This window comes from Pseudomonas sp. P1_F7, from assembly GCF_056405655.1.
This window is the reverse complement of record NZ_JBFUBR010000002.1, coordinates 49,344-74,824: the sequence shown is the minus strand read 5'-3', so window position 1 is coordinate 74,824 and position 25,481 is coordinate 49,344. Positions and strand designations below refer to the sequence as shown.

At 60.2% G+C, this 25,481-nt stretch carries 25 protein-coding genes; 12 read left to right on the top strand and 13 right to left on the bottom strand.

The window, feature by feature from the left end:
* Positions 1 to 15: 15 nt before the first annotated feature.
* Positions 16 to 888 carry a TauD/TfdA dioxygenase family protein gene (locus AC1D1M_RS02065; RefSeq protein WP_477774636.1) on the bottom strand — a complete coding sequence of 291 codons (873 nt, stop codon included), beginning with the start codon at positions 886 to 888 and terminating at the stop codon, positions 16 to 18.
* Positions 889 to 1,321: 433 nt separating this feature from the next.
* On the opposite strand from AC1D1M_RS02065, the gene AC1D1M_RS02060 reads away from it, so the two are divergent.
* Positions 1,322 to 1,900 carry an eCIS core domain-containing protein gene (locus AC1D1M_RS02060; protein ID WP_477774292.1) on the top strand — a complete coding sequence of 193 codons (579 nt, stop codon included), beginning with the start codon at positions 1,322 to 1,324 and terminating at the stop codon, positions 1,898 to 1,900.
* Between the two features lie 105 nt (positions 1,901 to 2,005).
* Here AC1D1M_RS02060 and AC1D1M_RS02055 read toward each other — a convergent pair whose 3' ends face one another.
* The gene (locus tag AC1D1M_RS02055) at positions 2,006 to 3,238 is read right to left on the bottom strand and encodes an MFS transporter (RefSeq protein WP_477774291.1); all 1,233 of its coding nucleotides are present in this window, start codon (positions 3,236 to 3,238) and stop codon (positions 2,006 to 2,008) included.
* A 135-nt stretch (positions 3,239 to 3,373) separates the two neighbouring features.
* Between AC1D1M_RS02055 and AC1D1M_RS02050 the strand changes: the two genes are divergently transcribed.
* A complete protein-coding gene (locus tag AC1D1M_RS02050) occupies positions 3,374 to 3,832 on the top strand; it encodes a winged helix-turn-helix transcriptional regulator (RefSeq protein WP_477774290.1) in 459 nt (152 codons plus the stop codon).
* Between the two features lie 20 nt (positions 3,833 to 3,852).
* Here AC1D1M_RS02050 and AC1D1M_RS02045 read toward each other — a convergent pair whose 3' ends face one another.
* Positions 3,853 to 4,311 (bottom strand): metallophosphoesterase family protein, encoded by a 459-nt coding sequence (locus AC1D1M_RS02045; RefSeq protein ID WP_477774289.1) that lies wholly within the window; start codon positions 4,309 to 4,311, stop codon positions 3,853 to 3,855.
* Between the two features lie 34 nt (positions 4,312 to 4,345).
* Complete coding sequence (locus AC1D1M_RS02040) at positions 4,346 to 5,263, bottom strand: LysR family transcriptional regulator (protein WP_477774288.1); 918 nt, start codon at positions 5,261 to 5,263, stop codon at positions 4,346 to 4,348.
* Positions 5,264 to 5,460: 197 nt separating this feature from the next.
* Between AC1D1M_RS02040 and AC1D1M_RS02035 the strand changes: the two genes are divergently transcribed.
* Both AC1D1M_RS02035 and AC1D1M_RS02030 read left to right on the top strand, forming a co-directional pair.
* The gene (locus AC1D1M_RS02035; protein WP_477774287.1) at positions 5,461 to 5,901 is read left to right on the top strand and encodes a DoxX family protein; all 441 of its coding nucleotides are present in this window, start codon (positions 5,461 to 5,463) and stop codon (positions 5,899 to 5,901) included.
* A gap of 76 nt (positions 5,902 to 5,977) precedes the next feature.
* Positions 5,978 to 6,901, top strand: coding sequence for an NADP-dependent oxidoreductase (locus AC1D1M_RS02030; RefSeq protein WP_477774286.1), 924 nt, complete (start codon positions 5,978 to 5,980; stop codon positions 6,899 to 6,901).
* Positions 6,902 to 6,979: 78 nt separating this feature from the next.
* Here the strand turns inward: AC1D1M_RS02030 and AC1D1M_RS02025 are convergent, their stop codons facing one another.
* From AC1D1M_RS02025 to AC1D1M_RS02015, 3 genes are all read right to left on the bottom strand, one after another.
* Positions 6,980 to 8,050: a threonine aldolase family protein gene (locus AC1D1M_RS02025; protein WP_477774285.1), complete on the bottom strand. Its 1,071-nt coding sequence runs from the start codon at positions 8,048 to 8,050 to the stop codon at positions 6,980 to 6,982.
* A gap of 113 nt (positions 8,051 to 8,163) precedes the next feature.
* Positions 8,164 to 8,979, bottom strand: coding sequence for an AraC family transcriptional regulator (locus AC1D1M_RS02020; protein WP_477774284.1), 816 nt, complete (start codon positions 8,977 to 8,979; stop codon positions 8,164 to 8,166).
* Between the two features lie 94 nt (positions 8,980 to 9,073).
* Positions 9,074 to 9,985: a LysR family transcriptional regulator gene (locus AC1D1M_RS02015; protein ID WP_477774283.1), complete on the bottom strand. Its 912-nt coding sequence runs from the start codon at positions 9,983 to 9,985 to the stop codon at positions 9,074 to 9,076.
* Positions 9,986 to 10,107: 122 nt separating this feature from the next.
* On the opposite strand from AC1D1M_RS02015, the gene AC1D1M_RS02010 reads away from it, so the two are divergent.
* Complete coding sequence (locus tag AC1D1M_RS02010; RefSeq protein WP_477774635.1) at positions 10,108 to 11,007, top strand: pirin family protein; 900 nt, start codon at positions 10,108 to 10,110, stop codon at positions 11,005 to 11,007.
* 69 nt (positions 11,008 to 11,076) lie between these two features.
* On the opposite strand, the gene AC1D1M_RS02005 is transcribed toward AC1D1M_RS02010, so the two are convergent.
* From AC1D1M_RS02005 to AC1D1M_RS01985, 5 genes are all read right to left on the bottom strand, one after another.
* Complete coding sequence (locus AC1D1M_RS02005; RefSeq protein WP_477774282.1) at positions 11,077 to 11,532, bottom strand: glycine zipper 2TM domain-containing protein; 456 nt, start codon at positions 11,530 to 11,532, stop codon at positions 11,077 to 11,079.
* A gap of 164 nt (positions 11,533 to 11,696) precedes the next feature.
* Entirely contained in the window at positions 11,697 to 12,869 is a 1,173-nt protein-coding gene (locus AC1D1M_RS02000) for a helix-turn-helix transcriptional regulator (RefSeq protein WP_477774281.1), read from the bottom strand.
* Positions 12,870 to 13,001: 132 nt separating this feature from the next.
* On the bottom strand, positions 13,002 to 14,894 hold the full coding sequence (cysN, locus tag AC1D1M_RS01995; RefSeq protein WP_477774280.1) for a sulfate adenylyltransferase subunit CysN: 1,893 nt from the start codon (positions 14,892 to 14,894) through the stop codon (positions 13,002 to 13,004).
* Complete coding sequence (gene cysD, locus AC1D1M_RS01990) at positions 14,894 to 15,961, bottom strand: sulfate adenylyltransferase subunit CysD (RefSeq protein WP_477774279.1); 1,068 nt, start codon at positions 15,959 to 15,961, stop codon at positions 14,894 to 14,896. The genes cysN and cysD overlap by 1 nt, the downstream gene beginning before the upstream one ends.
* Positions 15,903 to 16,373 carry an SRPBCC domain-containing protein gene (locus AC1D1M_RS01985; protein ID WP_477774278.1) on the bottom strand — a complete coding sequence of 157 codons (471 nt, stop codon included), beginning with the start codon at positions 16,371 to 16,373 and terminating at the stop codon, positions 15,903 to 15,905. The genes cysD and AC1D1M_RS01985 overlap by 59 nt, the downstream gene beginning before the upstream one ends.
* Positions 16,374 to 16,582: 209 nt before the next feature.
* Between AC1D1M_RS01985 and AC1D1M_RS01980 the strand changes: the two genes are divergently transcribed.
* From AC1D1M_RS01980 to AC1D1M_RS01950, 7 genes are all read left to right on the top strand, one after another.
* The gene (locus AC1D1M_RS01980; RefSeq protein WP_477774277.1) at positions 16,583 to 17,698 is read left to right on the top strand and encodes a DUF1214 domain-containing protein; all 1,116 of its coding nucleotides are present in this window, start codon (positions 16,583 to 16,585) and stop codon (positions 17,696 to 17,698) included.
* A complete protein-coding gene (locus AC1D1M_RS01975) occupies positions 17,695 to 18,864 on the top strand; it encodes a sulfotransferase family protein (protein ID WP_477774276.1) in 1,170 nt (389 codons plus the stop codon). The genes AC1D1M_RS01980 and AC1D1M_RS01975 overlap by 4 nt, the downstream gene beginning before the upstream one ends.
* Before the next feature lie 32 nt (positions 18,865 to 18,896).
* Positions 18,897 to 19,685, top strand: coding sequence for an SDR family oxidoreductase (locus tag AC1D1M_RS01970; RefSeq protein WP_477774275.1), 789 nt, complete (start codon positions 18,897 to 18,899; stop codon positions 19,683 to 19,685).
* 13 nt (positions 19,686 to 19,698) lie between these two features.
* Positions 19,699 to 20,661 carry a DHH family phosphoesterase gene (locus AC1D1M_RS01965; RefSeq protein WP_477774274.1) on the top strand — a complete coding sequence of 321 codons (963 nt, stop codon included), beginning with the start codon at positions 19,699 to 19,701 and terminating at the stop codon, positions 20,659 to 20,661.
* A 189-nt stretch (positions 20,662 to 20,850) separates the two neighbouring features.
* A complete protein-coding gene (locus tag AC1D1M_RS01960; protein ID WP_477774634.1) occupies positions 20,851 to 21,672 on the top strand; it encodes an ABC transporter substrate-binding protein in 822 nt (273 codons plus the stop codon).
* Positions 21,669 to 22,514, top strand: a complete 846-nt coding sequence (locus AC1D1M_RS01955) for an amino acid ABC transporter permease (protein WP_477774273.1) — start codon at positions 21,669 to 21,671, stop codon at positions 22,512 to 22,514. Before AC1D1M_RS01960 ends, AC1D1M_RS01955 begins: the two co-directional genes overlap by 4 nt.
* 34 nt (positions 22,515 to 22,548) lie before the next feature.
* Positions 22,549 to 23,973 carry an LLM class flavin-dependent oxidoreductase gene (locus tag AC1D1M_RS01950; RefSeq protein ID WP_477774272.1) on the top strand — a complete coding sequence of 475 codons (1,425 nt, stop codon included), beginning with the start codon at positions 22,549 to 22,551 and terminating at the stop codon, positions 23,971 to 23,973.
* A gap of 188 nt (positions 23,974 to 24,161) precedes the next feature.
* On the opposite strand, the gene AC1D1M_RS01945 is transcribed toward AC1D1M_RS01950, so the two are convergent.
* The gene (locus AC1D1M_RS01945) at positions 24,162 to 25,334 is read right to left on the bottom strand and encodes an acetyltransferase domain-containing protein (RefSeq protein ID WP_477774633.1); all 1,173 of its coding nucleotides are present in this window, start codon (positions 25,332 to 25,334) and stop codon (positions 24,162 to 24,164) included.
* Between the last annotated feature and the right edge of the window lie 147 nt (positions 25,335 to 25,481).

Below are 25,481 nucleotides of genomic sequence, written 5' to 3'. Positions count from 1 at the left end.
TGTCGGTAGCCGGGGTCAGATAAGCGACGAGCCCGCAAGGGTGGCGCGCAGCATCTTTCTTGGCGCATTGCCGTAGTCAGCCACCGCGTAGTGCTGGACTTGCAGGTTGTCCCACATGGCAACCGTGTTGGTTCGCCACTTCAGGCGTACCTGGTATTCCGGAATGGCGGCCTGGGAGGTCAGGTAGTTCATCAAATGATGAGCCTCGGGCATGAAGTCCTGGCCGTAGCGGATATCCTCGAAGTTGAAGAAGTTCGAGAAGTGGGTGGTGAACGCCGAGTTGACGAACAGCACCTTTTCACCCGTCTCAGGATGGACAAGCACCACCGGATGCTCAGCGGCGGGGGTCTTCAGGGCCATCGCGTGACGTTCTTCACGCGGTAACTGGGCGCCAAAGGTCTGCTCGGCACCGTGCTTTGCAAACAAGCCATCGATCCGTTGCTTGATGCTTTCGGGCAGCTTTTCGTAGGCCATCACCATGTTGGAAAACAGGGTGTCGCCGCCGGTCTCCGGACCCATTTCGCAGCGCAATACCGCTCCGCGGGGAGGCGCCTTCTTGTAGGTGACATCGGCATGCCAGAGGTTTTCCCGGCTGGCCTTTTCGACATAGCTCTTGGGCTTGCTGGGATCGAGATTGCGGTACAGCATCAGCAGCTTGTCCGCCTCCGGATGGCTCGGTGCCAGGGGATGGGCTTCCAGTTCGCTGAATTGCGCGGCAAAGTGCTGTTGCTCCAGCGGGGTGATGTCCTGATCGCGAAAGAACAGTACTTTGTGCTTCAACCATAGCGCCCGGATTTGCGCGATCAGTTCAGGATCCTGAGCAGCATCGGCCAGGTTGACGTTGCTGAGTTCGGCACCGATGGCGGGGGAGCAAATCTCCACCTTGATCGAATGCTGGCGCACTGACGACCGGATAATGGCGGGTGCCGAAGGGGTGAGGGGGGAAGGCGTGTCTTGGGCTGCGGTGGCTTTTGTCATTGTTGTGTCCAATCCGTGCTGGGTACGGCGGTGCACACTATGTGCATCCGGTATAGGTAACTGTCCCCTGCCGATTGGGCAGAGGTGCCGTTGCTATAGTAGGTATCCGGGGCGCGATGCTATTGGCTTGGCAGGACAGTTTCTTCGCATATTGGGACGAGTGAGCCGGGGGCATATCTCAAAGGCGAAGACCGGTTGAATCCACACCCCAAACCTTCCCGTCATGCCATATTCAAAGGAAAGAGGGGCTAGTGGCTAATGCTGATCAGTTAAGGGTTTGAACACTGCAATTCTTGTGGGATCAAGCCAGGGATTCACCACTGTCCGCTATCTGGAGCGTCCAATGCCGCCCATCACCACGCGCCTGGTGGCGCTGCTGGTTCTTTGCCTGACGCTTGAAGTGCCGGCCCAGACCAACGACTGCCCGGCTGGCGAGAAACCAGTGTGCCTGGACAGCTGCATCTGCCTGCCGGACGCCGTGCCTGATGGCATCTACCAGATCGCGGCGCCTGCCCTGGCGCTGTGGCTGGCCCAGGCCCGTGCTGAAGCAGCCAACGCCGGCATCCAACCCATTCCACCGCACATCCGCGAGCAGCTGCTGCATTGGTACGACCCCAGTGTCCTCGATGCCGCGCGCTACAAAATCAGCGACAACGGCCAATTCAGCGCCGCCACTGCCATGCTGCAAAACCCCGATGTCGGTGCCGTGACACTGATCGACATCATCCTCTTTCGGGACGCTCAATCCGCAGAACAGGACATCGCGCTCTGGGCTCACGAACTAAAACACGTGCAGCAGTATCAGGAGTGGGGGGTGTTGGGATTTGCCCAGCGGTATACACAGGACTTCAATGCTGTGGAGGCCCCGGCTTATGCCATACAGGCTGAGGTCAGGCGGTCGGTGCGGGCGGGGACTTACTGACGGGCAGTGGAGCTGCCTGTCGCCATGAGTTATTGATTCGCTCAGTGACGAATCCGGTTTCGCTTTCCAGCAAGAACATGTGGTCTGGCAAGAGGTGCCGGGTTTTCATACGGATCTTCCTTGATGGTTCGTTGAGAAATGCAACGTGAGCAACCACAGCACCAGGGCAGCCGCACTGATCAAAGCGCCCAGCAGGCTCACGGCTTTCCAGCCCCAAAGCGCATAGACCTGCGTCGCGGCGGCGGCACCCAGTGCACTGCCCACCGAGTAAAAGCACATGTAGGCGCCGACCATGCGACTTTGCGCGTCGGGTCGTGCCGCAAAAATCAGGCTCTGGTTGGTGACGTGTACGGCTTGCACGGCGAAGTCGAGCAAGACCACTCCGCAAACCAGGGCGATCAATGACGTCTGCGCAAACGCGATGGGTAACCAGGACAGCGTCAGGATCGTCAGCGAAATGCCGGTCACGCGTTGCCCCAAACCTTGATCGGCCCAGCGACCGGCTCTTCTGGCCGCCAGGGCACCGGCGACGCCTGCCAGGCCAAACATGCCGATGGCCGTGTGTGAAAGCGACAGCGGCGGGGCGCTCAAGGGCAGCACCATGGAGGTCCAGAGCACGGAAAAAGCGGCAAAGATCAGCAAGGCCAATAGCCCCCTGATGCGCAAGACCGGTTCGGACATGAACAGCGTGAAGAGCGAGCGGATGAGTGCCGGGTAGGTGTATCGACTGCGTGGAGTCACGGCGCAGGGCAACACTTTCCAGAACACCGCAGCGAGGGTCAGCATCAATCCCGAGGAAACGAAATACACGGCGCGCCAGCCCGCCAGATCTGCGATCAGCCCAGAGGTGAACCGCGCCAGCAGTATGCCCAGGACAATGCCGCTGGTGACGGTTCCCACGGCCTGGCCACGTTGTGACGGCGTTGCCAGCACGGCGGTGTAGGCCACCAGCACTTGAACCATCACTGCCAGCAAACCCACAGCGATCATGGCCCCCAACAGGGTCAGCCATTGCTGTGCGGCGCCGACCCCCGCCAGCGCAATCGCAGACAGCAGCACTTGAATCAGAATCAGCCCTTTACGGTTCAACAAGTCACCCAGCGGGACGATGAACAGCAAGCCTAGCGCGTAACCGATCTGGGTAGCCGTCACCACAAACCCGATCATTGATGAGGCCACACCCAGGCTCTGCGCCATTGAGTCGAGTAAGGGTTGCGCGAAGTAAACGTTGGCGACTGCCAGCGCGCAGGTGACAGAAAATAAAAACGTGAGTGATGGAGATAGCCCCGAAGCCTGCGTGACGAAAGGGCGGGTGGTTGAGTCGGCATCTGCTGTCACGTGAGCCTCCGTGGCGTTAAACTGGTTTCAATTAAAAACTGGATTCGATTGTTGCTGAATCGGGTTTCAAATTGCAACCACATTGCTCAAGATTGAACGACAGACTGGGCAGTCCTTATCCAAAAGGTAAATACGATGGTCGAAGACGCTACATCGCACAGCAGCGAATGTCCGGTAGCACGAGCACTGGAAGCCATTGGGGATCGATGGTCGCTCATGATCATCCGCGACGCGTTCGACGGCATTCGCCGATTCAGCGAATTCCAAAAAAGCCTGGGGGTGGCGAAAAACATTCTGGCATCGCGCCTGAAAACCCTGGTTGAGGTCGGTGTATTCGTCGTTCAACCGGCGTCGGATGGTAGTGCCTACAAGGAGTACGTTCTTACGGAGAAAGGACGGGAGCTGTTTCCGGTGGTGGTCAGTATGCGGCAGTGGGGCGAACGTTTCCTGTTCACGCGGGAAGAGACGCGTTCTGTGTTGCTGGACAATGCGTTCGGCCAGTCCCTGATGCCGATCGAAGTTCGCTCGTTGAGCGGTCAAAAACTTGGACCGTCCGATTGCCACAGAGTGAGAGTGGTTGCCGACGAGTCGTGAGTCGATCGGTTGAAGGCGAATCAGTCGAGCAGTGACACCAGCCGTGGTTCGATTGACTGAGCCTGCACTTCAAGCAACGCCAGCGTGACAGGTAACTTGAAGCGTCGGCGTCCGGCACTGCCCGGATTCAGGAACAGCCGCTCACCGCGCCAGTCGATGCTCGGCTTGTGCGAGTGCCCGGTGATCACCAGCTTGATACGGCTATCAAGATTGGTCGCCACATCGGCGATGTCATGCACCAGCAGAACCGTCCAGCCGTTGAGCTCCAGGTGCAGACAATCGGGCAACTCCCGCGCCCAGGGTGCGTCCAGGTCATTGTTGCCTCGCACCGCATCCACCGGCGCGATTGCGGCCAATTGGTCGAGGATCGCTTCGCTACCGATGTCTCCCGCGTGAAGGATGCGATCACAGCCTTGCAGAGCGGCAATGGCTTCGGGGCGGAGCAAGCCGTGGGTGTCTGAGATAACGCCGATTTTCATTGCGGGCGGCTCGAGCGGCATTGTGGTTCCAGGCTCAAGGGGATGTCTCCTGCGCTGAGCATTGTTGAACGAAGCGCTCAATCAACCACCTCGCAGCCGGCCCCGGTGGCAGATCCGTGCGGTAAATGACGTCAAAGGAGTAAATTCCGCTTTTGTATTCCGGTATGTTCAGTTGCACGAGTCGGCCGCTCTCCAGATCTTCCTGGACCATCGGGGCTGGCATGTTCCCCCAACCGATGCCTTCACGCAGCAGCATGTGCTTGGCGCCCAGGTCCGCCAGCCGCCAGGTGCGGTTACTGAGCACGGCGAAATCCTTGTCCTTGGTCAGCAGCGAGCGGTCGGACAGCACCAGTTGCGTGAACTCTCGCCCGGCGCCCGGCACATTCGCGTCGCTTGATGCCAGCGGATGATTCGGCGCCGCCACCGGAATCAACTCGACACTGCCGATGCCAATTCTTTCGATACCGTCAATGCCCTCGTTCATGGGGCCACTGACACCGACGATCGCGCCACGGTTGATCACCAGTTCGGTGACGGCGCCGAGCGCCTCCATATGCAAGTGCAGGGCAACGGTCGGGAACTCTTCGCGAAAGGATTTGAGTGCATCCACCACGCGCTCGGGGGGAAGCATGACATCGAGCACCACGTGAACTTCGGCTTCGAGCCCTTGAAGCAAGCCTTTGACCTTGGCGCGTAGTCCATGAATGCCGTTGGCGATGGTCCTGGCTTCGGCCAGAACGGTGCGGCCGGCATCGGTGAGCTGGGGTTTGCGGGTGGTCTGGCGGTCGAATAGCGACACACCGAGCTGCATTTCAAGGTTGGCGATCGAGTAGCTGATGACCGAAGTGGCGCGGTGCAGTTTTCTGGCGGCCGCCGCAAAACTGCCGACTTCCACGACCGTCAGGAATACGCGTAGCTGGTCCAGTGTCGGTGTTCCCGGGTCAGAGATCATGCCTGTTTCCTTAATCGAGACGTCGCTCGGCAAATCCCACGATTTAACTCTCCTTTACCGGTTATGTGGAGTAGCTTTTCTAATTTATCGAATCTAATGATCTAAATTAGTCAGCTATTCAGGTTAGCTGATGAAAGGCAACATTTCCTCACCAGGGCGGTTCCTGTCGAATCGCACCCAATTGAAGGAAATACCCCATGACGACTTCTGCAAACATCGCTCAAACAACCACCTCTGAACAGAGCCGTTCCGATGTGACCCAAGCCTCGGCTTCGTTGATCGGCCGCGTACTGCTCAGCGCAATCTTCATCCTTTCCGGTTTTTCGAAACTGGCCGCTCCCGCGATGATGGTCGGCTACATCAGCTCTGTCGGGCTTCCGCTTCCACAACTGGCGTTGGCGCTGGCGATCATTGTCGAGATCGGCGGCGGCCTGGCATTGATCGCCGGTTACCGCACCCGCACCGTCGCCGCAGTCCTGGCCGTGTTCAGTGTGTTCACCGCACTGGCGTTCCATAACGCACTGGGCGATCAGAACCAGTTCATCCACTTCTTCAAGAACATCGCGATGGCCGGTGGCCTGCTGCAAGTCGTGGCCTTCGGTGCCGGTCGCTTCAGCCTCGACGCGCGCCGTCGTTGATCCCCCCCGCGCTGCGAAGGTCGGTCCCTCGCAGCGCAATGTTTTTCTCCCTTCTTTTTCAATAGTCGAGACCTCCATGAAAGCCATACGCGTGCACGAATACGGCAGTCCTGAAGTTTTGCGTCTGGAAGATGTTGCAGACCCAGTCGCCGGTGTTGGTGAAGTGCTGATCGATGTGGCCGGGGCAGGGGTGAACCCGATTGACTGGAAAATCCTGTCCGGCGCCATGAAGGCGTTCGTCCCTTTGCCGCTGCCTTTTACACCGGGCGTTGAAGTCGCCGGTACCGTCGTCGCGCTGGGCAAGGGCGTCAGTGAGTTCAACATCGGTGATGAAGTGTTCGGTTTCATCAACATTGTCGGTGGTTATGCGACCAAAGCGGTTGCCCAGGTTTCCAAGCTGGCGATCAAACCAAAATCCCTCAGTCTCTTGCAGGCCGGCGCGGTCCCGGCAACGGTCCTGACGGCCTGGCAGGCGCTGACCGAACACGCTGGCGTGCAACGGCGGCAGAAGGTGTTGATCCATGCCGCGGCCGGTGGCGTGGGCAGCATGGCCGTGCAGATTGCCAAGTACCTGGGCGCTGAAGTCTACGCAACGGCCTCTGCACAGCATCATGCCTACCTGAAAGACCTCGGTGCTGACTACACCATCGACTACACGACTCAGGCTTTCGAGGAGTTGGTGTCCGGCCTCGATGTAGTACTGGATCTGGTGGGTGGCGAAACACAAACCCGTTCGTTTGCGGTACTGAAAAAACACGGTGTGCTGGTATCGCCCGTGAGCCCGCCGAACATGTCACTGGCGAACGACTACGGCGTAACCCCCGCGAACTTTGCCACCCGTTCCGATGGCCGGCAGCTCTCGCTCATCGCCGAACTGTTCGACAAGGGACACCTCACCGTCGACGTTGAGGCATACCCTTTGAGTGAGGCGAAAGTGGCGATCGAGAAAAGCATGGGCCGTCACTTACGGGGCAGGCTTGTCCTCGATACCACGAAGTAAGTGGTTGCCAGTGATTGTCGGTAGAGTTGGGCGTCGATACTGGAGACGCCCATCAGCCGCTGCGTTGTGTGGCGACCGTTACTCGTGTGCCTGATCAACAGCTCGCCGCACCTGGTTCAACAGGTGATCGACATCCTCGGTGGTGGTGGCGAACGAGGTGACAAAGCGAACGATGTTGGGTCCCCAGCGATCATGGTAGAACCCGAACCCGGCCTTCAGCAGTGCTTCGATTATTGCCGAGTCCAGCCGACAGAACAGGATATTCGCCTCGGTACCGCCGAGCACCTCAACGCCGCTCAGGTCGGCAAGTCCCTGGGCCAGGCGTTGGGCCGCAGCGTTGGCCTGGCGTGCATTGCGCAGCCAGAGATCGTCGCTCAGGTACGCATCGATCTGCGCCGAAAGAAAACGCATCTTGGAAGATAGATGGCCTGCACGCTTGCGCCGGTAACTCATCTCGGTGGCGAGCGAGGTGTTGAACAGGACGATGGCTTCCGCCGCCAGCGCACCATTCTTCGTGGCACCAAACGACAGGGCATCCACGCCGGCCTTCCACGTCATCTCGGCAGGGGAGCAGCCAAGCGACACCAGGGCGTTGGCAAATCGGGACCCATCCATATGGAATCCAAGGGAGGATGACTTGCAGACGTCACCGATGGCTGCGATTTCGTCCAGGGTGTAGATGCTGCCGACTTCGGTGGCCTGAGTGATGCTGACGCAGGCAGGTTGAGTCGTGTGCACGTCACCGACTTTGTCGCGAGTCCGCTCGCGCAGTCGAGTGATGTCCAGCTTGGCCGCCGGGCCGTCGACGGTCATCAGCTTCGCACCGTTGGAAAAGAACTCAGGCGCGCCGCATTCATCGTTGTTGATATGACTGGCCGGATGGCAATAGATGTTGCCCCAGGGCGGCGTCATCGTGCTCAGGCACAAGCCGTTGGCGGCAGTGCCGGTGGGCACCAGAAAGACCTCCACGTCACGCTCGAAGATCTCGCAGAACTTGCGCTTGACCTGTTCAGTCAACGCGTCTGTTCCATAGGGGCTCGCCTGGCCCGTGCTGTGTTTCACGAGGGCTTGTGCCACCTCCGGCGAAGCGCCTGCGATGTTGTCACTCGAAAAACCCAGCGCGGGCGGTCTGTTTGTTTCACCGTTCATCATCCAGTACTCGGCTGCGCAGGCGAAGGTGTTTCGCCCGGATTGGCGCATCCTATGGAGAGGGAAGGTTGTTGCGCTTGTAAAAAATTGACGGCCGCCTGATGGCCGACGCCCTATGTCCTGTAGCGGGAGGGTGCGACGCCGAATGCCTGTCGAAAAGCGCGGTTGAAATGGCTTTGATCGTAAAAGCCGACAGCGTGGGCGACATCGATGATCGGTTGCTCGCTGCGTGATAACAGGCCACAGGCCCGTTCGAGACGCAGGCGAAGCAGCCACGCGTGTGGCGTCATGCCGACGGTCCGCTTGAACTGCTTGAGAAACGGGAAGCGGCCCAGCCCACACAATCCAGCGAGATCATCGAGTGTGATTCGCTGATCGATGTGGCTGAAACAATAGTCCCTGACGCGAGACCATTGCAGGGGGGATAGCGTGCCTGTAATCGTTTCGGGTTTGATCGCCCGTGACTGGCTCAACAGGTGTTCAAACAGGGTGATCCATTGCGTCTGCACCGCGAGGCTGCCGGGTCCAACGGCCTGCTGCATCGCTTCGTGCAATCGGTGCAGGTTGCCGACAACCCCCGCGTCTTCCAGCAACACACTGGTCAACTCAAGCTCTCTCGGTTGACCGCTGATCTCCTCGGTCATACTCGCGACCAGCGCTTGCGACAGACGGAATGTCTTGAGCGTATAGGCGCCGCCGTCTTCGGACACACCATCGTGGATTTCACCCGGCGGCATCAGGGCAATACTTCCCGGACCTAAAAGAAACGACTCGCCTTTCGATCGATGACGCTGGATGCCTTCGGTGACAAAGCCAATGTGGAAATCGAGGTGGTAATGGCGATCGAAGCCTGTATCCACAAAGCGTGCGGACCCTAGCACCAGGCCTGGCACTTCGGACACGTGATGGTAATTGGCATGCTCAGTCATGGGACCCGTTCAACAATCGGCGAGGGGGGCAAGGACGCACAAAGTTTAGATTCACAAGCGCTATAGATCCATGGGTTGCCAGCAATGGGCGCGATTACTGATACACCGGCGGTGCGTCTGGCGCGTTCATTTTCTGGATCACCAAACCGATGAACGCCGATACCGCTAGCGGCAGCTGCCGACGGCTCGGATACAGCACGTTCAGGCCGTAGCCTTTGGGTTGGTATTGCGGCAGTACCGGGACCAGTAGGCCGGCCTCTACTTCAAGCTTGGCCATCACCGGCGGCAGCAGCGCGATGCCGAGGTCCGCCACGGCGGCCTTGCGCAGTGCCTGGGCGGTATTGCCGCTGAAGCGTCCGGTCACTTGTATTTCTTCCTCACCGTTCGGGCCGACCAAACGCCAGGTGGCGTGGCCGCCGGGATGCGCAGAGATCACGCAGTCGTGGCTCGCCAGGTCCTGCAGCGTGCGGGGTGAGCCACGCGCCGCGAGGTAGGCGGGGCTGGCGACCATCCCGACGCTGCGCGGATCAAGGATCTGACGGCCGACATAGCCTGAATCGCGCAAGGGCCCGCCGCGAAAGGCGACATCGATCTGCTCGGCGATCAGGTCGGCCTGCGCATCGCTGAGTACAAAGTCGAGCCGCACGCGCGGATGCGCGGCCAGAAATTCGCTCACCCACGCCATCTGAAAAAAGTCGAAAAAATCGGCCGGAGCCGCCACGCGGACCCGGCCACTGGGCTCGTTACTGCCCGTCATCAACGCCTGTCCCGCTTCGAGCAGGCCATCGACGGCTCCCACGCAACGCTCATGAAAGCCTTGGCCAGCACTGGTGAGCGTGAGCTTGCGAGTGGAGCGTTGCAGCAGCCGAGTGCCGAGCTGTGCTTCAAGCTGCTGGATGCGGCGACTCACGGTATTGGGTGGCATGCCCAGCTGTCGCGCGGCTTCTGCAAAGCTGCCGCAGCGTACTACCTGCACAAACATGGCGATGTCATTGAGGTCGAGCATGGCGGGGCATTCCTGATGTTGGTGGACGAGTGCAATCCAATTGTACCGGCTTATCAAGTAATCGCCCCGGGCCTATTGTTTGGAGCATCGGGCCGAAAGGCTGCCAACTCCGGGTAATCATGATGCTTCTTAAGCAACAACCTCAGATCGGTATACGAGAAACCGTTACCCACCGGGCCATCAGCTACCGCACCACCGGCAGCGGGCATGGCGCGATTGTCCGCTTGATGAGTCCTGACGATCTGGGCCACCTGATCAAGCCTTTTGTGTTCCTTGATCTGTTTGAAAGTGAGAGCTCATTCATCAACGGCATGCCACTGCACCCGCACTCGGGGATCGCCACCGTCACGGTGATTACCGAAGGTAATTTGCGCTTCGAGGATGCTGATTCGGGCACGGGGATGATCGACTACGGCGGTGTCGAATGGATGCGTGCCGGGGGCGGGGTCTGGCACGGCAAGGAAATGTCGGTCGGTACATCGAAGCGGATTCAGGGTTTTCAACTGTGGGTTGCACTACCGCCTGAGTTGGAAAACGCCAGTGTCGACAGTCAATACCTGGAATCAGGCGTGATGCCTGAAGTCGGGCCGGCGCGGTTGATTCTCGGCACATACCAGGGTGTCCAGAGCCCGGTCCGTGCTCCCGCCGGAATGAATTACCTGCTGGTCACGCTACGTGCCGGGGAATCCTGGACGTATGTTCCGCCTGGCGAACATGAGTCGTTGTGGTTGAGTGTCAGCCGCGGCGCTTTGTCCGCACCAGGCCTGGTCAATGCAGGAGAGATGGCCATCTTCGAACCAGGCAACGGCGCCGTGACGCTCAAAGCGCCGCAAGAAGATACGGTCTTCGTGATCGGTTCAGCCGCACCTCATCCCCATGATCTGGCGCTGGGAAATTACTCGGTGCACACCAACCCGCAAGCCTTGCGTGCGGGAGAGGCGAAAATTGCCGAGATTGGCGTTCGGTTGCGTGAGTACCTGAAAAAGCCCAACGGGTCAGTCAGCGTACCGGTATTCAAATAACCCATGAACCATGGTGACGCGCCATCCGAGTCAGGATGGCGCGCCTGTGCCACTTCGCAGTCGCTGCCCCTAACTTTGTGGCACCACCCGCGCTTCGTTTCCGGCACCCTCGACATAAACGTTCATGCCTTTTTTCAGCCCCGGGTTGATCGGCTGGGTCACCTGAACCAGTACGCCGCTGTGGGTGCGAACAATGATCTGCTGTGCGTCCACGGGCTGATCATATTTTTTCTTTTCGACGTAGTTGCCGCCCGCCGCGCCAGCGAGGGCGCCGGCGACCATCGCCACATCCCGGCCGGTACCCTGGCCGATCAGGCTGCCCAGGGCCAGACCGCCAATACCCCCCATTATGGCACCGACGCCGCTATCGTGATTGGTCTGCATCTGGGTCTGTGTAATCTGTTCGATTTTCCCCGAACGAATCTCCATCTCGCCAGCGCCTCCACTCCCGGCGCCGACCGCGGCACAGCCGCCAAGCACTAGACCAAGAAGCGTAACCGTCAGCCAGGAAGCGATAGTTTTCATCGTCGAACTCCATTTTCAGAGGAAGTGGATCATGCAAATGCATCCATTCACGGTAGACGAAAAAGCCTGATTCGCTCGGTTGTTTGGCTGTGCACAGCGCTTCACGTTCGTGAATCAGAACGCCAGGCGCGGATCACCGGGTTTCGCACGCTGCTGACACAGCGTTATCCCAGCGACGCAACACTGTTCAGCAGGGTCTTGACCAGTTGGGCCTGGCGGGTAGCCCCGGTCTTCGCGAAGACACCGCGCAAATGGGCGCGCACGGTGTTGCGTGAAACGCCAAGCGCCTCGGCAGTTTCATCGAGCGTTTGCCCGTCCATTACCAGCATGGCCACTTCGGCTTCTGTGGGTGTCAGCTGGAACAGGCTGCGCAGCAGGTTACGCGATGCCTGCGGTGAGTCCGCCGGGTCGCGAATGAACACCGCTACGGCTGGACGCCGTGCGCCGCTCCGGGATTGATAGCTCACGGGGATGGGGCGCAGCAGTAAATTCAGCGGCATTGCACCACTGGGTCTGGACAAGGTCAGCACCTCGATATCATCGACGCCGCGCTGACGCTGTTTCAGTACTGCCTGGATGGCTTGCTGAATACTGCGGTTTTCATGGTTGGCAAAGGCACAGAGCTTGTCGTGTTTACACTCCAGGCCGTCTCGACTGTCGAACAGGCGCTGGGCGGCGCGGTTGCAGCGCATCATTCTTCCACTTTCGTCGAGAATCGCCGTGCCCACCATGAGACGGTCGATGGTGGCGGCATAGAGTTGGCGCTCGGAGTCGAGTTGCTCTACGGCCGAATGCAAATCCACCGCTTGTTGCAGGTGTGGCAGGAGCAGGCGAATCAGGGCGATTTCCGCGGTATCGAAGTCTCGACTGGCGTGATTGCGGCAGACGAACAAGGCGCAGTGCATGCCCGTGGAAGTGCGCATGTTGGCGACCAGGACATGGCGCAGGTCAAGCGGTTGCAGGTAGTTGCGGTAGAAGTCATGGGCCAGCCAGACATCGGTTCCCAGCACCTGGTCGGCCGTAGCCACCTGCTCGACAGGCCAGTCGATGAAGGGGCAGATCGAGAAGTAGTGCTCGCTATAGGACGGTTCTCCCGGCAGCAAGGGGCCATGAATCGAGGCGTTGACGATCAGCCCGGGTCGTTCATGGTCGGGATTGCGCAGTACCAGGGTGAAGAAACTGGCCTCGAAACGTTGACGCAAGGTTCCCAGCAGGCCGGACCAGGGCGTGGACTCCAGCGGACCGTGGTAGACGAGTGCAAGCAAGCTGCTGAGCTCTGCCGATGAAATGTCCGTGTCGGGGGGGAGGTCCTTGCAGACCGGAAAAGGGACGGTCATGTGTGTGCCTCGCTGCTTGTTTTTATCGATGGAGTATCGAACGCAGCTACGCAGGTAAAATCGTCCGTTTGGCTTAGGCGGGTGATGAGAAGGGGATAAGCGCAGCGGATACACCGCCGCGCTCATGGGCGGTTAAAGCGCCAGCAGTGCCTCGACGATACGTTCGGCGGCGGTCTCGGCCGACTCGTTCCGGGTGTCGATATGAATATCCGGCGCTACGGGCGCCTCATAAGGTGAGTCGATCCCGGTGAAGTTTTTCAACTCACCGCGCCGGGCTTTCTGGTAGAGGCCTTTGGGATCGCGCTGTTCGGCCAGGGCCAGTGGCGCATCAACGAATATTTCAAGGAAGTTGCCGTCACCCGCCAGGTCGCGTGCCATGTCTCGCTCGGCACGGAAAGGCGAAATGAACGACACCAAAGTGATCAAACCGGCATCGAGCATCAGTTTCGCCACTTCCGAAACCCGGCGGATATTCTCTACCCGATCGACTTCAGTGAAGCCCAGGTCGCGATTCAGGCCATGGCGCACATTGTCGCCATCGAGCAGGTAAGTATGGCGCCCAAGGGCATGCAGCTTGCGCTCCACCAGATTGGCGATGGTCGACTTGCCCGCACCGGACAACCCGGTGAACCACAGGATACGCGGCGACTGGCCCTTTAGCGTCGCATGCGCTTGGCGATTGACGTCGATGGCTTGCCAGTGCACGTTCTGCGCGCGGCGCAAGGCAAAGTGCAGCATGCCGGCACCGACCGTACGGTTGCTTAAACGGTCGATGACGATGAAGCCGCCCGTATCGCGGTTGTCGGTATAGGCATCGAAGGCAATCGGCCGGTCCAGGTGCAGGTTACACACGCCAATACCGTTCAGTTCCAGGGTTTTGGCCGCGAGATGCTCCAGGCTGTTCACATCAATCCGGTGCTTGAGGTTGGCACAGCTCATGCCGACGGTCCGACAACCGATCTTCATCAAGTAAGGACGCCCGGGCAACATCGGTTCTTCGTCCATCCACACCAGCGTCGCCTCGAATTGGTCGGCCACTGCCGGTGGTGCATCGGCCAGAGCAATCAAGTCGCCACGGCTGATATCGATGTCATCCTTGAGAACAAGGGTGACAGCCTGGTTGCACAGGGCTTGTTGCTGCTCCCCGGCGCTACCGAAGATCGCGGTGACCTCACTCTGCTGTCCTGACGGCAGTACCCGGATACGATCCCCCACGCTGACGCTGCCGGCGACAACGTTGCCGCAGTAGCCACGAAAATCCAGATTGGGCCGGTTTACCCACTGTACGGGCAGGCGGAACGCTGCCTCGACTTGTCGAGCCTGCTCCAGAGGGACGTTCTCCAGATGCTGGAGCAGGGTCGGCCCCTGATACCAGGGGGTGTTCGCGCTGGCTTCGAGCATATTGTCGCCACGTAGCGCAGAGAGCGGGATGCACTGGATGTCATGCAGGTCGATCTGCGCGGCGAACGCACGATAATCGGTTTCAATGCGTTCGAACACCGCCTGTGAAAAGCCCACCAGGTCCAGCTTGTTGATGGCGACAACGACTTTGCGAATGCCCAGCAGCGACACCAGATAACTGTGCCGACGGGTCTGGGTCAGCAAGCCCTGACGGGCGTCGATGAGGATCACCGCCAGGTCGGCAGTAGAAGCGCCGGTGACCATGTTGCGCGTGTACTGTTCGTGGCCGGGGGTGTCGGCGACAATGAATTTGCGCTTGTCGGTGGCGAAGAAACGATAGGCCACATCGATAGTGATGCCTTGCTCGCGCTCGGCGCTCAGGCCGTCGACCAGCAGGGCGAAATCCAGTTCGTCGCCCTGGGTGCCGAGTTTTTTCGAGTCGGCCTCGAGCTGGCCAAGCTGGTCCTCGAACAGCGCCTTGGACTCATAAAGCAGGCGACCGATCAGCGTGCTTTTGCCATCGTCGACGCTGCCACAGGTGATGAAGCGCAGCAGCTGCTTGTTCTGCTGTTGTTGCAGGTAGGGCGTCAAGTCGCCATTGCGTGCATCGGTGATCACGTTCATCAGAAATACCCCTCTTGTTTCTTCTTCTCCATGGAGCCGGCCGAATCACTGTCGATCAGGCGGCCCTGGCGTTCCGAGGTGCGGCTGACCAGCATTTCGCTGATGATCGCCGGCAGGTTGTCGGCGTCACTGTCGATGGCGCCGGTCAGCGGATAGCAGCCAAGCGTGCGGAAGCGCACCTTGCGCATTTGCGGGGTTTCTCCCGGCAGCAGCGGCAAGCGCTCGTCGTCGACCATGATCAGCGTGCCGTCACGGCGCACCACCGGGCGCTCCTTGGCGAAGTACAGGGGCACGATGGGGATCTGTTCCAGGTAGATGTATTGCCAGATATCCAGCTCGGTCCAGTTCGACAACGGGAATACCCGCAGGCTTTCGCCCTTGCGCTTGCGGGTGTTGTACAAACGCCAGAGTTCGGGGCGCTGCTGTTTGGGGTCCCAGCGGTGCTGCTCGGAGCGCAGCGAAAACACCCGTTCCTTGGCCCGCGACTTTTCTTCGTCGCGCCGGGCACCGCCGAACGCTGCATCGAAACCGTAGTGGTCCAGGGCTTGTTTCAGGCCCTGGGTCTTCCACACATCGGTGTGCAAGGCCGAGCCGTGGATGAAGGGATCGATGGCCTTTTCCACGCCTTCGGGGTTGATGTGCACCAGCAGTTCCAGGCCCAGGCGTTCGACGGTCTGGTCGCGGAAGGCGATCATTTCGCGAAACTTCCAGGTGGTGTCCACGTGCAGCAGGGGGAAGGGCGGCTTGCCCGGGGCGAAGGCTTTCATCGCCAGGTGCAGCATGACCGCGCTGTCCTTGCCGATGGAGTAGAGCATCACCGGGTTTTCACACTCGGCCACCACTTCGCGGATGATCTGGATGCTTTCCGCTTCCAGCCATTGCAGATGAGTCAACATCGAATACCTCCTAGAGTTCTGCCGGGTTCGGCTCCGGCTGAACTCCACGGTAGGTAAAGCAGCGCCGGCGCTTCTTCGTCTGCTCGGACGAAGAGGCGCCGCCAGCAGAAGGTCACGCGACGGACGCGTACAGCGTCTCGGCACGGATCTTGAGCGCGCGGGCAACGGCATCGAAGCCCTGTTGCACCCAGGCGCCATGATCGCTCATGACCTGGTCGGCGGTGGCGCCGAGGAACTGGTCGGTGGTGTGGTAGCGGCAACTGGCCGCGCCGGTGCGCTCGATGTGCTGCTCGCGACGGGCAGCGTCGGGATTGTCGGCGTTGGCATACATCTCCCAGGCGAGTAACCGGTGGGGTTCGAAGTCTGCCAGGTACTCGATCACGTGCAGCAGTTCACCTGGCCGCCCCGGATTGGGCAGGAACAGATTGACCGGCTCGCCGAGCACCAGGCTCGACTCGACCTTGACCGTGTAGGGGTTCCACTGCGGGTAGGCGGGCAGGTCGATGAGGATCGCCCAGACCCGTTCGGCCGGGGCGGCGATGTCCACGGTCAGCGAACGGACCAGGTTTTTTTCTGCGCTCATGGGTGGCTCCTGTGAGGATGACTGCGCGCCACGGGCGGTGGCGCCAGTGAGCCCTGGGCTCAGGCGCGATCCTCACCGCTTGCACCCGGCGGCTCCTCGTCCGCCTGGACTAGATCGGGCGCTTAGTCCGCACGGACGAAGAACCGTTGCCGGGCTTCTCCCTAAGGTCGTGTACAGCGGCGGGCCCTCCGCCGGCAGAGGAGACTGACATGGCTACAGACACCCCCCAACTGGAGGTCATCAACGGTGAGACCTGGACCCGGTTTTGCGAGCAGTTGCGCCGCAGCGGCGAACAGATACTGCGTGCCGAAGCCCCGGCCGACGAGCAGACCCGCGCCGAAGGCTTTCGCTACCTCACCCGCTTGTTGCGCATCGCCCTGGAGATGCACCTGGAATTCGCCGACCCCGACTTCCCCGGGTTCATCACCCCCTCCCACGAAACCGCCAAGATCGGCGCCGACAACCCCGACAACCTGTACCGCTATGCGCGCCTGAACGGCGAGCACGAATACCGGGTCAGCGGCCAGCGCGGCAGTGTCGCCTACCTGAGCTTCGGTTCGCAGAAGGGCGGTTACGAGACTGACGGCAAGATGATCCAGACCGGCTTTATCGACGCCGGGCAACTACAGCTGGATGCCGAGGGCAATTTCGAGATCATCCTCAGCCAGCGCCCGCCGGCCAGCGGCAACTGGCTGCCTCTTGAGCCGCAGAGCAACGCGCTGATCGTGCGCCAGACCTTTCTCGATCGCAGCGGTGAGCAGCCGGCGCAACTGTGCATTGAACGTCTGAATGCCCGCCAGACACCCGAACCGCTGGATGCGCCGCGCTTGCAACAAAGCCTGCAGCGGGTCGGCAGTTTCGTCGAGAACACCGCCCGATTGTTCGCCGACTGGGCTCAGGGTTACCAGGCACACCCCAATCAACTGCCCGCCGCCGACCAGGCGCTGTGCCAGTCAGTGGGGGGCGACCCGAACATTTTCTATTACCACTCTTACTGGGCTCTGGCTGATGACGAGGCATTGCTGATCGAGGTCGATCAGGTGCCGGCCTGCGACTTCTGGAACCTGCAGATCAACAACTACTGGATGGAGTCGCTCGACTACCGCTACCACCGCATCTGCCTGAACAAGCATTCGGCGCAGCTTGCGGCGGACGGCAGCCTGCGCATGGTCCTCAGCCACCGTGACCCGGGCCTGGCCAACTGGCTGGAAACCGCCGGCCATCCCCACGGAACCCTGTGCCTGCGCTGGGTCGGCGCCACACAACCGGTTCACCCGACCACCCGCGTGGTCAAACTCAATGACCTCAAGGAGCTGGCAGTATGAGCGGCAACGATTTTTCTCCGGACCTGTTGCTGGCCGAGGCCAGCGCTCGCGCAGGTGGCCTTGAGGATTTCGGCCCGGGCGATTTCCGTCAGGGCCTGCAGGTACTGGCGCAGGCCCTGGAGCAGGAAGCGCGGTTATCGTCCCAGGGGCGTGTGCTGTTGCGCGAGAAGCTGCTGGCGCAACTGGTCAATCGCCTGGTGATCGAAGACCACTGTCGACGCTTCCCGGAAATCCTTGAACTGCAAATCAACGACCCGTTGGTGATCGTCGGCCTGCCACGCACCGGCACCACACTGTTGCAACGCACCCTGGCGGTGGACCCGCAGTTCAGCAAGGCGCAGTGGTGGGAAACCCGTTACCCGGCGCCGCTCGGCGGGGAGACCCTGGAGCAGCCGTTGCAGCGCCTCGGCCGGGCACGCGCCGAAGTGGCGGCGATGATCGAGTTCCTTCCGCAGTTGCTGACCATCCACCCACTGGACGCCGAGCAGCCCGACGAAGAGTTCATGTTGATGGAGCACTCGTTCCTCTGCGCCATGGACTCCTACGTCAACGTCCCCAGCTACACCGCCTGGCTCGACCGTCAGGACCAGACCCAGGTCTACCGTTACCTCAAGCGCTGCCTGCAGTTCCTGCAATGGCAGCAGGCACGCCGTGGTATCGCCCCCGGCCGGCGCTGGTTGCTCAAGAGCCCGCAGCACCTGCATACCCTTGAGCTGTTGTTCGAAGTGTTCCCCGGGGCGCAGGTGGTGCTCACCCATCGCGAACCGGCCAGGACCATTCCCTCGCTGGCCAGCTTCATCCATACCCTGTGGCAGCTGTACAGCGACCAGGCCGATGCCGAAGCCGTCGGCGAGCAGTGGAACCGGCGCATGGCGCGGGCCTTGCGCCATGCCATGGCGGTGCGCGAGGGCATGCCGGCCGGGCGCTTTCTCGATGTGCAGTTCGAAGACACCCTGGCCGCGCCCCAGGCAGTGGTCGAACGCATCTATCGTTTCGCCGGACTTGCATGCACGCCAGAGGTTCAGGCAGCCATGAGCCAATGGCTGTCCGCCAATGGCCGGGAAAAACGCGCAGCCCATCAATACAGCCCAGACCAGTTCGGCCTCAGCGACGCGCTGTTGCAACGTGACTACGCCGAATACCGCGCCCGGCATCTGGGCGCCTGAGCCAGTCCCAAAACAATAAGAGGATTCATCCCATGCTGCTTAAAGACAAAGTCGTGATGGTCTCGGGCGTCGGCCCCGGGCTGGGTATCAAACTGGCCCTTGAGGCTGCGCGCGAAGGGGCGCGGGCCGTGGCCATCGGCGCCCGCGACACGGGCCGACTGCTTGAGGCGCAACAGCGCATCAAGGCGGTCGCCGGGCATTGCGAAGTGCTGTGCGTGGCCACTGACATCACCGATGTGCAGGCCTGCAAGCGTTTCGCCGAAGCCACTCTCAAGCAATTCGGTCGTATCGATGGGTTGATCAACAGCGCCTTTTCCCATGGTGGTTTCCAGGCGGTGGACGAGGCGGACAACGACCCGCTGCGCGAGGCGCTGGAGGTCAACCTGTTGGGCTCGCTGAACATGAGCCGCGCGGTGTTGGCGCAGATGCGCACTCAGGGGGCCGGTGCGATTGTCATGATCAATACCCTGGGGGTGCGCAAGCCCTATCAGGGCGGTGCAGCCTATGCCGCATCAAAAAGCGCGCTGGCGGCGACAGTGCGCTACCTGGCGGCGGAGCAGGCGGTGCATGGCTTGCGAATCAATGGCCTGGCGTGTGGCTGGATGTGGGGCGAACCGGTTCAAGCGCTGGTGCGCCAAACCGCCGCCGCACGGGGTGTCAGCGAAGAACAGGTACGTGCCGAATTCAGTGCCGGGATCCCGGGGGGGCGCATGCGCACCGACGAGGAGTGCGCCAGGGCTGCGCTGTTCCTCGCGTCGGACTACGCCAGTGCGATCAATGGCGCGCAGCTGGATGCCAACGGCGGCGAAGTGATGCACTGACGGTGGAGATAAAATGATTGATCACTGCGCCTTCAATGGCGATGCAGACGGCCTCTGTGCCCTGCAACAATTGCGTCTGGCAGGGGAGCTGGACGGCGAAGTGCGTTTGGTCAGCGGGGTCAAGCGCGACATCGAGCTGTTACGCCGGGTCCAGGCCGGGCCCGGCGAGCGGGTCACCGTGCTGGACGTGGCCCACGAGCAGAACCGCGAGGCCACCCGGCGCCTGCTCGACGCTGGCGCCCGGGTACGCTATTTCGACCACCACTTTGCCGGCGAACTGCCGCGGCATCCGGCATTCGAGTCCTTCATCGACACTGCCGCCCAGGTGTGCACCAGCCTGCTGGTCAACACCTACCTGGATGGGCGTCATCATCGCTGGGCGGTGGCCGCCGCCTTTGGTGACGGCCTGGCCGGCCCGGCGCGGGCGCTGGCGACGCAGCACGGCCTGGCCAACGATGAGGTGCAGGCCTTGGAGGAACTGGGACTGCTGCTCAACTACAACGCCTATGGCGACAGCCTGTCGGACTTGCATTTCGAGCCGCTGACGCTGGCCGCCGAGCTGCTGCCTTACCACGACCCGCGGGATTTCATCCGCCACAGCACAAGCTTCACCACCCTGCGCATCGGCCACGCCGCCGACATGGCCGCTGCCGCCGGCCTTGAACCCTGGCACGAGGGCCGGGGCGCGCAGCTGTACTGCCTGCCCGCGCAACCTTGGGCGCGGCGAGTCAGCGGCGTGCTGGCCAACCAGCTGGCGGCCGGTGCGCCGCGCAAGGCGATCGGCTTGCTCAGCGCCAGGGCGGATGGTGACTGGGCATTCAGCCTGCGGGTACCGGAAGAGGCCGGGCTGGCGGCGGATGCCTTCTGCCGGCAGTTTCCAACGGGGGGAGGGCGCAAGCGTGCTGCCGGGATCAACCGCCTGGCCGACGCGCAGTTGAAGGAGGTCGCCGCACGCCTGCTCGATTGCTATCGCTGAGCCAAGAGCAACGCCCCGAACGGATCGGTCGGGGTGTTGCTTGCCACCAAGCGTCAGCGGTGCAAGCGCCTGGACCGCTGGATCCAATATAGCTTGAACGAAGTTTTATATTCCATAAATGAAGTACAAAGTATTTTTATAGTGCGTTTTAATCTATTCAGTATTTTGAATCGATTGGAGCACTTGTCTGTGAACACTAAGGCGCTTTTACCTTTTGGCTTGGCACTACTGGCTACCTGCTCGACGGCTTTCGCGGGCGCCACCCTGGATCGCGTAACCAGCAGCGGGGAGCTGACCGGCGTCCTGATGGAAAGCTATCCGCCATTCTCCTTTCTCAATGAACAGAACCAACTGGACGGCTTTGACGTCGATGTCGCCAAGGCTGTTGCGCAACGGCTAGGGGTGAAGCTGAAGCTGCAAACACCGTCCTGGGATGTCATCGCTGCCGGACACTGGAACGGACGATATGACATCTGCGTCTGCTCGATGACCCCGAGCAAGGCACGCGCCGAAGTGTTCGACTTCCCGGTGGAGTATTACCAGTCACCGGCCGTGATCGTGGTGAATGCCAAAGACAAGAACATTGTCACGGGCAAGGATCTGTCAGGTAAAAAAGTCGGTGTGATCAGTGCGTCGACCTATGAAGCCTATTTGAACAAGGATCTGGTGATCGAGGGCGCCGAGGACAAGCCGTTGAGCTATCCATTCGATAGCGTTCAGATCGCGCCATACGACAACGAAACGGTAGCCTTCCAGGATCTGGCCTTGGGCACGGGCGTGCGCCTGGATGCCATGGTCACCAACCTCATCACCGCTCGCGAACGCATCGCCCAGGATCCTCGCTTTAAAATTGCCGGCGATACGCTGTATGCAGAGCCCAACGTGGTAGCGATCGAAAAGGGCGATCCGCAATGGAATGCCAAAGTCACTGAGGTCGTCACCCAGCTCAAGGCCGACGGCACATTAAGCAAGATTTCACAGAAGTGGATCGGTGCCGATATCAGCCAATGACAGCCCTCAATCCACACCCGGCCAAGGCGGCTGTCGTCCCCGAAGCCGAGACGCGTCGTTTCAGCCCGCTACCTGGTTTTCGCACTCGCCTGTATTTGACCTGGGCTGTGCTGTTCGGCCTGTGCGTCATGTTTTTCATGAGCTTCGATCTGAAGTTCTCGATCATTGTGCAGAAGTTGCCCAACCTGGTCGGCCTGCATTTGGGGCCTGACGGTTTCTTGCAGGGCGCCGCGCTGACGCTGTTCTTGTGCTTCTGTTCGATCTGGCTTTCGTTGCTCCTTGGTTTCGTGACGGCGCTGGCGCGCCTGTCTCGCAGTGCAGTGGCGTTCGGCGTTGCCAGTTTCTATGCGTCTTTTTTTCGCGGTACTCCGCTGCTGATCCAGATCCTGCTGATCTACCTGGGGCTGCCGCAGTTGGGTGTGGTTCCGGGCGCCATCAGCGCGGGGATCATTGCGCTCTCGCTCAATTATGGTGCCTACCTCAGCGAGATCTTTCGTGCCGGCATCATGGCTGTAGCACCCGGACAGCGCGAAGCGGCGATGGCGCTGGGGCTGAGGCCGGCGGCAACGTTCCTGCACATCGTCCTGCCGCAAGCCATGCGCACGATCATTCCCCCGACAACCAGTCAGTTCATTTCAATGCTCAAGGACTCCTCGTTGATATCGGTGATGGGGGTCTGGGAAGTGATGTTCCTGGCGCAGTCGTACGGTCGTTCGTCCTACCGCTACATCGAAATGCTCACCACCGCGGCGGTTATCTACTGGCTCCTGTCCATAGGATTGGAGTTGATACAGAACCGTCTTGAACGCCACTACGGCAAAGGTTTCAAGAATCAGCGCTGACCCGCGCGTTTAATGACTTTTTACAGGTACTACGATGTCCGATCCAAAACCTCTGTTGTTTGCGTTATACGAGCAAGCCAGTGTTGGCTGTGGCGGCGCACCAAGCCTCTGGACGCACCCGGCTGACGAGCGACTGACCATCAACTCACTGGGCTACTGGTCGAACCTGGCACGCATCGCCGACCAGGCTCATCTCGACATGCTGTTTTTTGGTGATGTGCTGGGCTTCTACGATGTGTTTGGCGGTAATGCCGACGCGGCCATGAAGTGGGCGGTGGAAGCACCGGCCAACGATCCGTTGATGATCATCCCGGCATTGGCCACCGTGACGGAAAACCTGGCCTTCGGCGTCACTGTCACCACCAGTTATGAACATCCTTTCACCCACGCCCGGCGCTTCAGCACGCTGGATCACCTGACCAATGGCCGGGTCGGGTGGAACATCGTTACCTCCTACCTGACCAGTGCCGCTCGCAACTTCGGCCTGGAGCAGATGATCAAGCACGATGATCGCTATGAACGCGCAGATGAATTTCTCGATGTGGTTTACAAGCTCTGGGAAGGCAGCTGGGCAAACGATGCCGTGGTTGCCGACAAGTCCCGCCAGGTCTATGCCAAGGGCGATCGCGTGCGACCGATCAATCATGTTGGCGAGCATTACCGGGTGGCCGGGCCGCATTTGACGTCCCCGTCACCGCAACGCACACCCTTGCTGATCCAGGCCGGTTGGTCAGGCCGTGGTCGCGAGTTTGCGGCCAAGCACGCCGAACTGATTTTCATCGCCAAGTCCAACCCGCTGGAGATTCGCCAGGGACTGGAAGATATATGGACGCAGGCCAGGGCACGGGGGCGTCACGCCGGGGATGTCAAATCACTGACGGTACTTCGCATCGTCACGGCCAGGACCGAGATCGAAGCCCAACGCAAATATGACGAACTGCAAAGCAACTATCACTTGCAGGCGCAACTGGTGAGTTATGCCGGTGATACCGGTATCGACATCAGCCGCTACGCGGACAGCGATGCGTTGTCCACTCACACCGAAGGCATGACTTCCTATGTGATGCGTCCTGATGGCAGTGGCAAGCCGTTGACCGCCGGCGATGTCAAACAGCGCTTTGCCAACGTCACCCGGGGCAGTGATCTGATTCTGGTGGGAACGCCGCAACAAGTGGCCGACCGGATCGAAGAACACGCCCGTATTTCCGGCACCAGTGGCTACATGCTCAACCCGCTGATCAGCCCGGGCAGCCTTGAGGACTTCGTTGAGCTGATCATTCCTGAACTGCAAAAACGTGGTTTGTATCGCACCCGGCCACAGAGCGGTACTTTCCGTTCGCGGTTACGGGACGATGGCGCCAGCCATTTACCGGATTCGGCTTACGGCGCCTCATTCCGCTTTGATAAAGGTTTTCAGGACGGGACAGTCTTGAAAAAAAAGGGGCTCTCCAGAGGCTAATGCCAGTCAGTTAAACGTTTGAACACCGCAAACCTTGTGGGAGCGAGCTTGCTCGCGATGACGGCTGAACAGTCACATACGGGGTGCCTGACAGTCCGCCATCGCGAGCAAGCTCGCTCCCACAATGTCCGGGGCTTAACTGACAGGCACTACTCTCCAGGCGCCCCTTTATTGAGCAAATGCCCTGATCAGAAGTATTTGAGCCATCTGATATCGCGACGGCGTGCCTTCAATGCCGCGAACCAGCGCACGGGTAAATACAGGGATAAAGCCAAGAGCACCGCCGTCAGCCACACAGCCCAAATGCTGTCGAAACCGAAAAAAACTCCCTGGTTCAATCCGAACAACGCCACGCTGACCAGATACAGCGCCTTGAGTACGTAAAGGTGGAGCAAGTAGAAGAACATCGGCGCGGCGCCAAAGACTGCCAATGCATTGACCCACTTGCGTTGTCGAGCCCGTTCCAGGGCACAAAGCAGTAACAGGCCCATGCCCAAGGTCAGCGAAAGGAACAGCAGGGAGGGAGGGTATTTTGTAATGTTGAAGAAACTCATGAGGGTTTGCGTGAGGCCTTCATGGGCGACCCAATGCGCCTCGCCATAACCATTGACTGCTCGCAGTGCGAAAAACCCGATCAATGTCCCGGCCCCTGCAAGCAGCAGAGTACGTTGCCGCTCCGTGGCCAAAACCTGGCCGGAAAACCAGGGGCCGATGCTGTACCCAAGGGCGATCACACCGATCCACGGCAGCACAGGATAAGAGGTACGCAGACGCAAGCCGTCGGAGAATTCGAGCCAGCCGCGATCATGCAGAATCGCCCAAGGTATATGCATTGGCGAGCCTGTCGCGAAGTGCACATTATCCAGCAGGTTGTGCCCGGCCACGATCACCAGACCCAGGCAGCACAGAATGGGCCTGGGTAACCAGACCAGTCCGGCCAGGGCAATCATGCAGATGCCAATGGCCCAGATCACTTGCATGTAAATCGCCGTAGGCGGGAACTGAAATGTCCAGGCGAAATTCACCAGGGTGAACTCCAGCAGTACCAGGAACAGACCGCGCTTGAACAAAAAGGCAGACACATCGCCCTTGCCCTGGTGCTTTTGGCCATACAGGTAAGCGGACAGTCCGGTGAGCAGTATGAAAACCGGCGCACACAAATGGGCAAGTGTGCGGCTGAAAAATAGCGCCGGCTCAGTGGATTCGATGTCCATCGGGTCTGCTACCTGACGGTGCAAAAAGAACGTTTCGCGCACGTGATCCAACAGCATAAGGAGGATTACCAATCCCCTCTGGGCATCAATGGACAGCAGGCGTTGGTTCAAGCGTGTGATAGGTGGGATGTGAGTAGAAGTTGTCATCGAATGTCGCAAGCAGGGAGTGGATGGCTCTGCCAGTGGCGACTGACAGTGCATGTTTGAATAAGATATAACATAACACATTCGCCAAGAGCGACCGCCTGATTGCGTTGATAGCTGTCTACCGAGACTCCTTCAACTCAAGGAATG

Excerpts from the sequence above, each read along its gene's own strand:
- AC1D1M_RS02005 (WP_477774282.1), bottom strand. The coding sequence starts at position 11,532 with ATGAAAACTATCGCTTCCTGGCTGACGGTTACGCTTCTTGGTCTAGTG.
- AC1D1M_RS02040 (WP_477774288.1), bottom strand. The coding sequence starts at position 5,263 with ATGATCTCTGACCCGGGAACACCGACACTGGACCAGCTACGCGTATTC.
- AC1D1M_RS02010 (WP_477774635.1), top strand. The coding sequence starts at position 10,108 with ATGCTTCTTAAGCAACAACCTCAGATCGGTATACGAGAAACCGTTACC.
- AC1D1M_RS02060 (WP_477774292.1), top strand. The coding sequence starts at position 1,322 with ATGCCGCCCATCACCACGCGCCTGGTGGCGCTGCTGGTTCTTTGCCTG.
- AC1D1M_RS02035 (WP_477774287.1), top strand. The coding sequence starts at position 5,461 with ATGACGACTTCTGCAAACATCGCTCAAACAACCACCTCTGAACAGAGC.
- cysD (WP_477774279.1), bottom strand. The coding sequence starts at position 15,961 with ATGCCGTTGCCCGCGCGCTCAAGATCCGTGCCGAGACGCTGTACGCGT.
- AC1D1M_RS02045 (WP_477774289.1), bottom strand. The coding sequence starts at position 4,311 with ATGAAAATCGGCGTTATCTCAGACACCCACGGCTTGCTCCGCCCCGAA.
- AC1D1M_RS01950 (WP_477774272.1), top strand. The coding sequence starts at position 22,549 with ATGTCCGATCCAAAACCTCTGTTGTTTGCGTTATACGAGCAAGCCAGT.
- AC1D1M_RS02000 (WP_477774281.1), bottom strand. The coding sequence starts at position 12,869 with ATGACCGTCCCTTTTCCGGTCTGCAAGGACCTCCCCCCCGACACGGAC.
- AC1D1M_RS02025 (WP_477774285.1), bottom strand. The coding sequence starts at position 8,050 with ATGAACGGTGAAACAAACAGACCGCCCGCGCTGGGTTTTTCGAGTGAC.
- AC1D1M_RS01985 (WP_477774278.1), bottom strand. The coding sequence starts at position 16,373 with ATGAGCGCAGAAAAAAACCTGGTCCGTTCGCTGACCGTGGACATCGCC.
- cysN (WP_477774280.1), bottom strand. The coding sequence starts at position 14,894 with ATGAACGTGATCACCGATGCACGCAATGGCGACTTGACGCCCTACCTG.
- AC1D1M_RS01970 (WP_477774275.1), top strand. The coding sequence starts at position 18,897 with ATGCTGCTTAAAGACAAAGTCGTGATGGTCTCGGGCGTCGGCCCCGGG.
- AC1D1M_RS01965 (WP_477774274.1), top strand. The coding sequence starts at position 19,699 with ATGATTGATCACTGCGCCTTCAATGGCGATGCAGACGGCCTCTGTGCC.
- AC1D1M_RS02030 (WP_477774286.1), top strand. The coding sequence starts at position 5,978 with ATGAAAGCCATACGCGTGCACGAATACGGCAGTCCTGAAGTTTTGCGT.
- AC1D1M_RS02020 (WP_477774284.1), bottom strand. The coding sequence starts at position 8,979 with ATGACTGAGCATGCCAATTACCATCACGTGTCCGAAGTGCCAGGCCTG.
- AC1D1M_RS01955 (WP_477774273.1), top strand. The coding sequence starts at position 21,669 with ATGACAGCCCTCAATCCACACCCGGCCAAGGCGGCTGTCGTCCCCGAA.
- AC1D1M_RS02050 (WP_477774290.1), top strand. The coding sequence starts at position 3,374 with ATGGTCGAAGACGCTACATCGCACAGCAGCGAATGTCCGGTAGCACGA.
- AC1D1M_RS01975 (WP_477774276.1), top strand. The coding sequence starts at position 17,695 with ATGAGCGGCAACGATTTTTCTCCGGACCTGTTGCTGGCCGAGGCCAGC.
- AC1D1M_RS01945 (WP_477774633.1), bottom strand. The coding sequence starts at position 25,334 with ATGACAACTTCTACTCACATCCCACCTATCACACGCTTGAACCAACGC.
- AC1D1M_RS01980 (WP_477774277.1), top strand. The coding sequence starts at position 16,583 with ATGGCTACAGACACCCCCCAACTGGAGGTCATCAACGGTGAGACCTGG.
- AC1D1M_RS02015 (WP_477774283.1), bottom strand. The coding sequence starts at position 9,985 with ATGCTCGACCTCAATGACATCGCCATGTTTGTGCAGGTAGTACGCTGC.